Origin of the sequence: Yersinia sp. 2542 StPb PI, from assembly GCF_048593855.1 — a bacterium.
Classification (GTDB): domain Bacteria; phylum Pseudomonadota; class Gammaproteobacteria; order Enterobacterales; family Enterobacteriaceae; genus Yersinia; species Yersinia enterocolitica_E.
Map to the genome: position 1 here is coordinate 1 of NZ_JAZGQA010000155.1, position 10415 is coordinate 10415.

A 10415-nucleotide genomic window follows, 5' to 3' on the forward strand; every position below is an offset into this window, starting at 1 on the left:
AATCCCGATGAGCTGACATCAGTCAGTGATTCGGGTGAGCGAACGCAGCTAACACCCCTGCGGCTTCAAGGACGAATGGGATCAGCAAATACGGGGCAATGGCTCGTCCAGAGGCAGATCCAGTCTACGCGAAACACCATACGCACCGCATAAGCGCACTTGTTTATTCTCAGTCACCTGCCCGATAACGGCGGCATCCTGGCCGAGTGGATGGTTATGGAGCGCTGTTAATACCGCTTCTTGTGCCTCTGGTGACACCACCAGCACCAGCTTACCTTCGTTGGCAAAGTTGAGTGCATCCAGCCCCAGCAATTCGCAAATACCCCGCACCGCCGGTTTCAGGGGGAGATCTGACTCGTTGATCTCCATGCCGCAACCGCTGGCGGCCGCAAATTCATGTAGGATCGCCGTCACGCCGCCACGGGTAGCATCACGTAACGCCCGCACCCCGGCAATAGCTCGCAGCGGAGCTATCAACGGCGCCAATAGCGCACAATCGCTCACCAGCTCTGCTTCCAGCCCCAGCCCTTCACGCAGGTTCAGAATGGTCGCGCCATGATCACCTAAAGTGCCACTGACAACGATCCGATCACCAGCACGGATCATCGCGGTCCCCCAATGGATATCTGCGGGGATCACTCCTATGCCGGTGGTATTGATAAAGATCTTATCTGCCGCGCCGCGCTGCACGACTTTGGTATCACCTGTAACTATCTGAATCCCTGCCTGCCGCGCAGTAGCCGCCATTGATTGCACAATGCGCGTGAGAACGTCCATCGGCAAACCTTCTTCCAGAATAAAACCGCAGGAGAGATAGCGTGGTGTTGCGCCACTGACCGCCACATCATTTGCTGTGCCGCACACGGCCAACTTGCCGATATCGCCGCCGGGGAAAAAGATCGGATCAATGACATAGCTGTCGGTAGATACCGCCAGCCGATCGCCCTGTACGGTTAGATTCGTCAGCGCGATACGCGCCTGATCTTCCCGTTCATTCAGCGCCGGATTGGAAAACTCCGCCAGAAACAGTGATTCGATCAAGCTCTGCATTGCCCGGCCACCGCTGCCGTGGGCCAGAGTAATCTCTTTCTTATTCATTTAGTTGTGACCTTATTAATAACCCAAAGTTATTGGAGTTGCAGGTAGGCGCTGCAAGCGAACACAGCTCCCCCAGCAGCTTCAAATACCAAGGGTTATCGATACTGATAATAAGCGGCGCAGGCCCCTTCGGATGACACCATCAGCGCGCCAAAGGCATTGTCTGGCGTACACTCACCGCCGAACAGTGGGCATTGATCAGGCTTGCAACGCCCAGTCAGCACATCACCACAGCGAGATCGTGGAGAGTCTGCCACCCGCTGCTGTTGCGGTTTGAAACGTAATTCGGCATCAAATTCAGTATAGTCAGGGCTGAGTTGTACGCCGGAATCCGCTATTTCCCCCAAACCACGCCATTCGCTGCTGGCTTTAGCAACAAAAACCTCTGTCAGTGCCTGTTGTGCCAGTAAGTTGCCGCTGTCCGGCACGATACGCCGATACTGGTTCTCTACCACACAACGCCCGCTGACCATCTGTTCAAGCAGCATTACCAGCCCCTGCAAGATATCCAGCGGTTCAAAACCGGTAACCACCAATGGCTTGTGGAATTGGTCGCAAATAAAGCCATATGGCGTGGTGCCAATCACCATACTGACATGACCGGGAGCCAGAAAAGCGTCGATACGCACATCCGGTTGTTGCAGCAAGCTACGTAGGGTAGGAATGATGGTGATGTGCTGGCAGAACACAGTGAAATTGGTCAACCCGAGCCGTTTGGCTTGTTGCAGGGTTAAGGCACTGGCAGGCATGGTGGTTTCAAAACCGAGGCCAAAAAACACCACTTGGCGATCAGGATTATGCTGTGCCAGCGTCAGTGCATCCAACGGCGAATAGACCACGCGAATATCCGCGCCGCGCCGTTTGGCATCCAGCATCGAACCATTGCGCCCTGGCACACGCATCGCATCACCGTAAGTGCAAAAAATCACCTCAGGATGCGCGGCAATTTCCAAACAGCTATCAATGCGGCCCATCGGCAACACACACACCGGGCAGCCCGGTCCATGGACAAACTCCAACCCATCAGGCAGCAGTTGATCAAGGCCGAATTTGAAGATCGCATGAGTGTGCCCACCGCAGACTTCCATAATTTGCAGTGGCAAGCGCTGTTGATCCGCGATCTGCGGCAATAACTGTTCGATCCGTTGCAATAATGCGCTCACTAATGCGGGATCACGAAACTCATCAACGTAACGCATCACGTGCCTCGCTTGCAGCGCTGGCATCCCAATCCAGCCCAACTGCCTGCATATGTTCCAGCGCGGCCAGTGTCTGTTGCGCCTCTTCTTCGTCAAGCAGGCTCATGGCAAACCCAACATGCACCAACACCCACTGACCTAGCAATGCCGCTGGGGTATCATCGCATACCAGTGCGATATTGATTTCACGCTTCACTCCGCTCACTTCCACCCATGCCAGTTGGTGAATGTCTTCACCCACCGCCACAATTTTGCCGGGAACGCCTATGCACATCGCTGTGTCTCCAGCCATTCCAGCCACAAATCCATCCCCTCTCCGCTACTGGCAGACAGCGCAATCACCTGAATATCAGGATTCACCTGACGGGCATAGGCAATGCACTGTTCAATATCAAAATCCAGATAGGGCAGCAGATCGATTTTATTGATAATCATCAGGGTGGAAGCTGCAAACATATGGGGGTATTTCAGCGGCTTATCTTCGCCTTCAGTAACTGACAATACTGCCACTTTATAGCGTTCGCCCAGATCAAAGCTGGCCGGACACACCAAATTGCCGACATTTTCAATAAACAGCAGGCTATCATCAGCCAGTGCTAAACGGTGTGCCGCATCGTGCACCATCTGCGCATCCAGATGGCAGCCTTTACCGGTATTGACCTGAATCGCTGGCACACCAGTGGCGCGAATACGTTCGGCATCATGGGTGGTTTGCTGATCACCTTCAATTACCGCGCAAGGCACTTGCCCGGCCAGCAGTTGCAAGGTCGAGGTCAGTAGCGTGGTTTTGCCAGAGCCGGGGCTGGAAACCAAATTCAGCGCCAGAATATGTTGTTCGACAAAATGCTCACGATTATGGTGAGCTAACTGGTTATTTTTGCTCAGCACGTCTTGCTCGATTTGCAGCAAACGGCGCTGGCCCATGCCCGGTGCGTGGCTGCCAGCCTCGCCCTGTCCGTAATGTAGCCCTTGTTGATCGGCATGCACTTGTGGCGCAAAGGGTCCAGCTTCCGGCTGAGCTGGTTCCGGTATCGCTACCGGTTCAGGCGTTTTACCGTGGTAGTGATGATGAACATCGCCCTGATGGTAATAATAGTGATGATGGACAATGACCGGCTGCGTGCCTTTGGCAACATATTTATGTTTATGCTGAGTCTTTTGCGGTTGGGCATCGTTGGGGTGGTCTTGATGGTGATCATCATGGTGGTGGTCATCGTGATGATGGTGGCCATGATGATGATCATGATGGTCGTGGTCATGATGGTGACTGTCGTCGCCTTCGATCTTTGTTTCGCCGCTGGCGCAACCACAAGTCGTGCACATAGGAATTCACTCCTTCAGGATTATTCCACTTCTATCTGTTTTACCTGCAAACTGTCACCACTCTCCACTTGCAGAGCATGGCTGCCACAATGCGGGCACCCGGCATCGTGCCGTTCAATCTGAACACTGGCGCTACACTCCCAACACCAGGCTTGTGCGGGTAAATAATTGATATGCAATTGGCAATTAGTTGCCAATGTCTCACGGCTGGCCGCGTCAAAACTAAAACGCAATGCGCTCTCCTCAATACAAGAGAGCGCACCAATCTCCAGCCATACCGCCGTTATTCGTTTGGCCCCGTTAAGCCTGGCCTGTGTTTCAATCAGCTCCAGCGTACTGAGGCATAAACTGATTTCATGCATGCTGATTTGTCATTTGACTAAACAACGCCCGCCGCCGTGGATTAGCCGGTGCATCAGCATTACTAATGGGCAGTGAAAGCACCATGCGAGCGCTCTGTTCTGCCAGTAGCAGCGCCTGTTCCGCTTGCAGCGTAGTGTCCAATGGCGACATCAGCGAGCGGCTCAGGTACTGGCCGCAACCGGCTATTTCGCCGAGCGTAAAACTGATGGTGCCGCATGGCAGTGCCAGCATCAAGCGCTCACCCACCACCCGGCGCGGCCAGCTTTGCTGCGGCCCCGGTAATACCACTAAACTCAGCATCCACGGGGTCAATAACGCTCCCACCCATTGCTGCTCAAATAACTGAAAGCCACAGGCGCGTAGCGGTATGTGGTCACGGTAGAATGGCAAGCCGCGCATCTCATCTGCGGCAATCTGGCTGAAAACCTGCTCCAGTAAAGGAGCCGGGTTTTGCGTCAGCCCGATAATGCCAGTGTCGTCGAAGCAGTCAGACATGGTTTTGCTCCCGTGCGTTGAGAGTAATTCCGCTTAAGCGCAATGCGACCAAAATCTGTTCCAGCGCAGGTTCCATCGCCTGTATCACCGTCGGTGTCAGGCCAATTCCTGGCGCCAGAGATTCTGGCACCACGCCCACCAATGTCAGTTGGCGCGGGGATTCACCGGTCAGTTGCAGTGCCATCAGCACATCGCATAATCCTAACTGATGGGGCGAGACTTTACGGCTGAACATAGCCGGTATCTCTTTATCATGCAGCACCGCGACACTGCCCGGAGGCTGGCCGGTGAATACCGCATCAGCAACAATCAAATGTTCGCGGTTTGCCATCGCTTCCATCAGTTCTAAACCGGCGGTACCGCCGTCCAACACCTCAACACCTGGGGGTATCTCAAAGCGTTGTTCCAATGCTTCAACCAGACGTACCCCCACCGCTTCATCGCTGAGTAATAAGTTACCTATACCTAATACCAAAATCCCCATCACAGCACCTTGACTTTGGTCACTTCGTTGCCCGTTGTATCAACAATATGTACGGCACAAGACATACACGGGTCGAATGAGTGAATGGTCCGCACCACTTCGAGCGGTTTGGCCGGATCAGCAACCGGTGTACCCACCAGCGCTTGTTCGTATGGCCCGGGTTCGTCATTGTAGTTACGCGGGCCGGCGTTCCAGGTGGAGGGCACCACTGCCTGATAGTTGGCGATTTTGCCGTCTTTGATGACCACCCAGTGCGACAACATGCCGCGTGGCGCTTCTTCAAAGCCAACACCGCGAATTTCGCCGGTTAACGGAATATTCGGTTTGATAAAGGTTTCGACATCGCCGGTACCGATATTGGTCACCAGCGCCGTCCATTGCTGAGCCAGCGTTTCATGCAGCACACAACAATGCACTGCGCGGCCAATGATGCGGCCCAGCGTCGATGGCAGTTGATCTTGAGTGATAGCCTGCCCGCTTAATTTTTGATAGGCCGCGCCAATATCGCTGAAATGCTGTTTGGTCGGTGCATGATCTGCCGCCAGACCGCACATCAGCCATGCCAGCGGCCCAACTTCTACCGTTTTGCCGTAGAAAGTTGGCGCTTTTACCCACGAGTATTTGCCCTCTTCCTGCCAGCCGGTGTAGTTCGGGTTGGTTTTGCCCTCCCACGGTGCCAGCGGCTCGTCATCCTGATACCAGGCATGTTTGCCGCTCTCGGCAATCCCTTTGATCAGATAAGGATCGTTATGGTTGGCAATCGGCCGGAAGGTACCCTTATCCAGATAGCCGCCCGGCAGCAGGAAAGTCTCCCCTTTGCGATCGGTCGGTAGCTCCGGCACGCTGAGATAGTAATCCGCCCCTTTACCCAGATTGAGCCAACCTGGATAGTGGGCGGCGATCACCGCCGTATCCACCTTATAAACTTGCTCGATAAAACTGCCCAGTCGGTCGATGAAGGATTTCACCAACATCAAGCGTTCCAGATTAAGCACACTTGGCATATCCAGATTGATTGGATTGGCAACGCCCCCCACAGCCAGATTCTGAATGTGCGGTGTTTTGCCCCCCAATACCGCCACAATGCGGTTGGCATCGCGCTGGCACTCCAGTGCTTGCAAATAGTGAGCTACCGCAATCAGGTTCACTTCTGGTGGCAACGCCATTGCCGGGTGGCCCCAGTAGCCGTTGGCAAAAATGCCTAACTGCCCACTGGCCACCAGGTCTTTGATTTTCTGTTGTACACGGCTGAACTCTTCCGCGCTGTTCAGTGGCCAGCTCGATAAGCCACTTAACATGGCGGCTGCCTTCTGTGGCGAGGCTTGCAGCGCTGAGGTGACATCTACCCAATCCAGTGCCGACAGTTGGTAGAAGTGCACGATATGGTCATGGATGCTGTGCGCGGCCAGAATCAAATTGCGGATATGTTGCGCATTGACCGGGACTTCCATCCCCAGCGCATTTTCCACGGCGCGCACCGAGGCGATGGCATGGATGGTGGTGCATACGCCGCAAATACGCTGCACAATCATCCAGGCATCGCGGGGATCATTGCCTTGTAAAATCTCTTCCATGCCACGCCACATGGTGCCGGAGGACCAGGCTTTAATGACCTTGCCGTCCTCAATTTCGCAGTCGATCCGCAGGTGTCCCTCAATGCGGGTGACGGGATCAATGGTGATGCGTTGGCTCATGCTTTACCTCTGTCTGATTATTCTTATGTAATTGCCCGTGAGCAGGCAGCACCGGCAATAGCCGAATCAATAAAATGTAGGCGCAGACCTCAATGGCGACGAAGCCAATTGAGATCAGGATTTCACTGGTGGTTGGGAAGTAGTTGTAGCCACCGCCGGGGTTAAAGGCCAGTAGCGAGTAGTTGAGCCGCCATAGCGCCGCGCCCGCAATCATGCACAGCGCACCAATAAACAGTAAGCGGCTGTCTTCTCTGGCCCGCCGGATACGGAAGATAATGAGCGGCAAAGTCATCAGTACGATTTCAGCCCAAAAGGCGATAGCGTAGCGGTCGAAATGCAGCAGATAATCTATTTTGTGCCGCACTACCACTTCCCCCAAGCGCAGCAAGACAAATAGCAGCAGGAATAGGTCGATAATGGTGGTCAGCCGGGTAAACAGCGGTGTTTCATTGGCACCTCGCCCACGCAGTCCAGCCTGCACCAAAGAGCCTTCAAAGATGACAATAGAGAAGCCCAGAATGGCGGCGGTGAGCAATGAAAATAGCGGTAACACTTCATAGCTTTGCCACAGCGGATGAATCTTCGCACCTGCGGCAATCATCAATGAACCCATTGAGGACTGATGCATAGTCGGCAGCAGCGCACCCAGTGCAATGACGAAAAACATCACTTTGTTCAGCCGCTTGAGCGAAACCTTCCAACCGAGGCGTTCAAACAGTGCGGGGGCAAACTCCAGCGCCATTACACCGATATAAATGGTCATACAGACGGCGGTTTCGAATAATACCGAATTGACGTTAAAGTAACCGGGGATAAAGAAGTAAGGCAGGTTCCAATAGCGGCCAACATCAATGGTGATCGACAATCCCCCCAGCGCATAACCAAATAAACTGGCTAACAGCGCCGGGCGCACCAGCGGGTGATATTCGCCCCGGTTAAAGACATAAACCGCCCAGGCCAACGCCCAGCCGCCACAGGCCAGACCGGTTCCCACCAATAAGTCGAAAGCGATCCAGATCCCCCATGGGAAGCCGCCGTTCAAATCACTGACTGAACCCAGCCCGAGCACCAAACGTTTAACTATCAGCAGCGCGCATAACACCACAAAAGGCGCTAGCAGCATCACCGGCCAACTGACCAGCCGCCCACCCAGTGGACTGGATTTATGCATCGTCATCTGGACCGTCCTTTTTATCGTGCGTGTCGGCATCACTGTCTTTGCGCTCATCGCGGGTATTGCGATGCACCAGCGCCGTCACACCGGCCAGTACCGCCAGCGGCAGGATCATGCCTTTGTACAGGGTGTGCTGAACATGCTCCGAACGCGCACCGGTTGCCAGTTCTGCCAACGGTGGCAAATCAAGTTTCTCGGTCGGAATACCCGCCAGTACCAACACCTGCGTACCACCGCCCTCTTTTTCGCCGTATACCTGCGGATCATAATGGGCAACCGGATGCTCGTAGGTGTCGTTGGCACTGAGTGTCTGACGCGGGAAGCGATAGTTCTCACCCGGTGTTAACGTCAGCCGCCGTTTGGCTTCTGACAGCAACGCTTCACGGGTACCAAATATCACCGCCCCGGTCGGACACACCTCAACACAACCAGGCAAGCCGCCTTTGTCGAGCCGCTCCACCCCTTTCTGATTACACAACTCACATTTATGGATCTTGCCAAAGGGATTATCGTAATCGTATTTCGGCACATTGAACGGGCAGCCAACCATGCAATAGCGACAGCCGGTACAGATATCCGGGTCATAGTGAACGATGCCGGTTTTGGCATCTTTGCGCAGTGCGCTGACCGGGCAGACGGAAACACAGTTGGGATCAACGCAGTGCATACACTGCTTTTTGATATAGGCGTAACCATCTTCCAACTGATCTTTATGGATACCTGCACCACTGGTCCACACCTGAATAATGTTGTTGGTATAGGGGCTAAGTTTGTCGTTGTTTGACCAGATAGCATCACCACCGGCGTAGGTTTCACCGTGCGCGGCAAACTCGCTGTGATTAATCTGTTGGCATTTACTGACACACGCCTGACAACCGACGCATAACGTCGAGTCATACAACATGCCAAGCGCACCGGGGATCGGTGGTCGGTTTTGGACCTCAGCTTTACTGCTGGGGGAAAGTCCCGCCAGCAAGACACCGCCCGAGGCTAATTTGAAAAAGTGACGTCGGTTCACGGCTATTCCTCCCGCGATGAGTGATCGTCATCTTTACGGCGCTGCTTCTGTTGCCGCCCCAGCTCACGCACCGTCATCAGGCTGACACCGGCAACCAATCCCACCACCCCACCCAGCAACGCGGTGGCGGTAGTAGAAACCTTGCCACCTTCCGCATTATGGATCTGTGGTTTTTCAGCGCGTGGTGTTGGGTTTTCGACATTGGCTAATTGAGCAATGCTTTTGGTAAAACCAATCCCCTCTTCGTTACAGCCGTAACACGGATGGCCGATGCCGACCGGCCAGATGCCACCACCAACATCGCAGAACTCCAGGGTTGGACAGTTACCGTAGGTCTCCGGCCCCTTGCAACCAAGGTGATAGAGGCACCAGCCCTGACGATGCCCTTCATCACCAAACTGACGGGCAAAACGACCGGCATCAAAGTGCGGGCGACGCTCGCAGTTTTCATGGATCAGACGGCCATAGGCAAAGGTAGGACGGTTCTTGGTATCCAACGCAGGGGGGCGCTGGAAAGTGATAATATGAGCGACGGTTGCCAGGAAGTTATGGGGGTTGGGTGGGCAACCGGGAATATTAATCACGGTTTTACCCGGCAGTGCATCCTGCAAGCTGACCGCGCCGGTCGGGTTGCCACCAGTGGCTGGCACGCCCCCCCAGGCAGAACAGGAGCCGATGGCAATAATAGCTGCCGCATGTTCCGCCGCTTCGCGAATATGCTCGACAATAGGTTTGCCCGCCACCATGCAGTAAATCCCACCATCTTTCAGTGGGATAGAACCATCCACCACCAGTATGTACTTCCCTTTATACTGTTCAATAGCGCGGTGCTTATTCTCTTCCGCCTGCTCACCAAATGCTGCTGACAGCACTTCGTGATACTCCATTGAGATAACACTGAGCAGCAAATTCTCAAGGGTGGGATGCGTTGAGCGCAACAGTGATTCGGTACAGCCGGTGCACTCCTGAGCACCAATCCAGATGACCGGTGGCCGTTGTGGTGAACCGACCATATTGGCAATTTCTGCGGCAGCCTTACTGCTGAGACCCATGGTGGCAGCCAGCGCTGCACAAAGCTTCATAAAATCACGACGGTTAACGCCATGCTGGGAAAGCATGTTTTTTCCCCTGTCATTATTATTATATTGTTCACATACCCGATACTAATGATGGGTATATCCCTATAAAAAGCATGGTCTTATATCCAATAGATTTCGAAATGCAGGACGGCCGCAAACGAAAGAACCCCGATGAACTTACATAAGTAAGTGATTAGAGTAAGTGAGAGCAGCCAACACACCTGCACTTTGAAAAAAGATGAAGGATATTCTGTTAATAGTTTGTAACTCTGCAAATATAATTAAGTTGATCTTTATCAATGGATAATTGATTGAGTCTGAAAGGGGTAAATATCTGTGAACTAAAACCGTTTCAGCAAAACATTTCATTTGCCAGAAAATAAAAAATCTGTCAGGAGGGGATGCAGATGGAATTCAATATCATTAACCCAAAATAGTAAATTAATGCAATGACTTTAATTATATATTACTTACTTTAGTTATTTAAC

General features: G+C 53.4%; 10 protein-coding genes and 1 pseudogene. All 11 read right to left on the minus strand.

Translation table 11 applies throughout. The features are described 5' to 3' along the window. Positions 1-81 precede the first annotated feature (81 nt). The 11 genes and pseudogenes from hypE to hybO all read right to left on the minus strand — a co-directional run bounded on the left by hypE (position 82) and on the right by hybO (position 9983). Positions 82-1098, minus strand: coding sequence for a hydrogenase expression/formation protein HypE (gene hypE / locus V1952_RS16410; protein WP_420072084.1), 1017 nt, complete (start codon positions 1096-1098; stop codon positions 82-84). A 95-nt stretch (positions 1099-1193) separates the two neighbouring features. Continuing rightward, a complete protein-coding gene (hypD, locus tag V1952_RS16415) occupies positions 1194-2297 on the minus strand; it encodes a hydrogenase formation protein HypD (RefSeq protein WP_420072085.1) in 1104 nt (367 codons plus the stop codon). Beyond that, positions 2284-2571 (minus strand): hydrogenase maturation factor HybG, encoded by a 288-nt coding sequence (gene hybG / locus V1952_RS16420; protein ID WP_083162471.1) that lies wholly within the window; start codon positions 2569-2571, stop codon positions 2284-2286. Before hybG ends, hypD begins: the two co-directional genes overlap by 14 nt. Continuing rightward, a complete protein-coding gene (gene hypB / locus V1952_RS16425) occupies positions 2562-3620 on the minus strand; it encodes a hydrogenase nickel incorporation protein HypB (protein WP_420075133.1) in 1059 nt (352 codons plus the stop codon). Before hypB ends, hybG begins: the two co-directional genes overlap by 10 nt. A 20-nt stretch (positions 3621-3640) precedes the next feature. After that, positions 3641-3982 (minus strand): hydrogenase maturation nickel metallochaperone HypA, encoded by a 342-nt coding sequence (hypA, locus tag V1952_RS16430; protein ID WP_420072087.1) that lies wholly within the window; start codon positions 3980-3982, stop codon positions 3641-3643. Then, positions 3975-4478 (minus strand): hydrogenase-2 assembly chaperone, encoded by a 504-nt coding sequence (gene hybE / locus V1952_RS16435; RefSeq protein WP_372560531.1) that lies wholly within the window; start codon positions 4476-4478, stop codon positions 3975-3977. The genes hypA and hybE overlap by 8 nt, the downstream gene beginning before the upstream one ends. Beyond that, positions 4471-4962, minus strand: a complete 492-nt coding sequence (locus V1952_RS16440; protein ID WP_083162463.1) for a HyaD/HybD family hydrogenase maturation endopeptidase — start codon at positions 4960-4962, stop codon at positions 4471-4473. The genes hybE and V1952_RS16440 overlap by 8 nt, the downstream gene beginning before the upstream one ends. Continuing rightward, a complete protein-coding gene (gene hybC, locus V1952_RS16445) occupies positions 4962-6656 on the minus strand; it encodes a hydrogenase 2 large subunit (RefSeq protein WP_372560529.1) in 1695 nt (564 codons plus the stop codon). The genes V1952_RS16440 and hybC overlap by 1 nt, the downstream gene beginning before the upstream one ends. Further along, positions 6634-7833, minus strand: coding sequence for a Ni/Fe-hydrogenase cytochrome b subunit (gene hybB, locus V1952_RS16450; RefSeq protein ID WP_420075134.1), 1200 nt, complete (start codon positions 7831-7833; stop codon positions 6634-6636). Before hybB ends, hybC begins: the two co-directional genes overlap by 23 nt. Further along, entirely contained in the window at positions 7820-8848 is a 1029-nt protein-coding gene (gene hybA / locus V1952_RS16455) for a hydrogenase 2 operon protein HybA (RefSeq protein WP_420075135.1), read from the minus strand. The genes hybB and hybA overlap by 14 nt, the downstream gene beginning before the upstream one ends. Positions 8849-8850: 2 nt before the next feature. Beyond that, a pseudogene (gene hybO / locus V1952_RS16460) lies at positions 8851-9983 on the minus strand (hydrogenase 2 small subunit). Positions 9984-10415 lie beyond the last annotated feature (432 nt).

Excerpts from the sequence above, each read along its gene's own strand:
- hypB (WP_420075133.1), bottom strand. The coding sequence starts at position 3,620 with ATGTGCACGACTTGTGGTTGCGCCAGCGGCGAAACAAAGATCGAAGGC.
- hypD (WP_420072085.1), bottom strand. The coding sequence starts at position 2,297 with ATGCGTTACGTTGATGAGTTTCGTGATCCCGCATTAGTGAGCGCATTA.
- hybG (WP_083162471.1), bottom strand. The coding sequence starts at position 2,571 with ATGTGCATAGGCGTTCCCGGCAAAATTGTGGCGGTGGGTGAAGACATT.
- hybE (WP_372560531.1), bottom strand. The coding sequence starts at position 4,478 with ATGTCTGACTGCTTCGACGACACTGGCATTATCGGGCTGACGCAAAAC.
- hypA (WP_420072087.1), bottom strand. The coding sequence starts at position 3,982 with ATGCATGAAATCAGTTTATGCCTCAGTACGCTGGAGCTGATTGAAACA.
- hybC (WP_372560529.1), bottom strand. The coding sequence starts at position 6,656 with ATGAGCCAACGCATCACCATTGATCCCGTCACCCGCATTGAGGGACAC.
- hypE (WP_420072084.1), bottom strand. The coding sequence starts at position 1,098 with ATGAATAAGAAAGAGATTACTCTGGCCCACGGCAGCGGTGGCCGGGCA.
- V1952_RS16440 (WP_083162463.1), bottom strand. The coding sequence starts at position 4,962 with ATGGGGATTTTGGTATTAGGTATAGGTAACTTATTACTCAGCGATGAA.
- hybB (WP_420075134.1), bottom strand. The coding sequence starts at position 7,833 with ATGACGATGCATAAATCCAGTCCACTGGGTGGGCGGCTGGTCAGTTGG.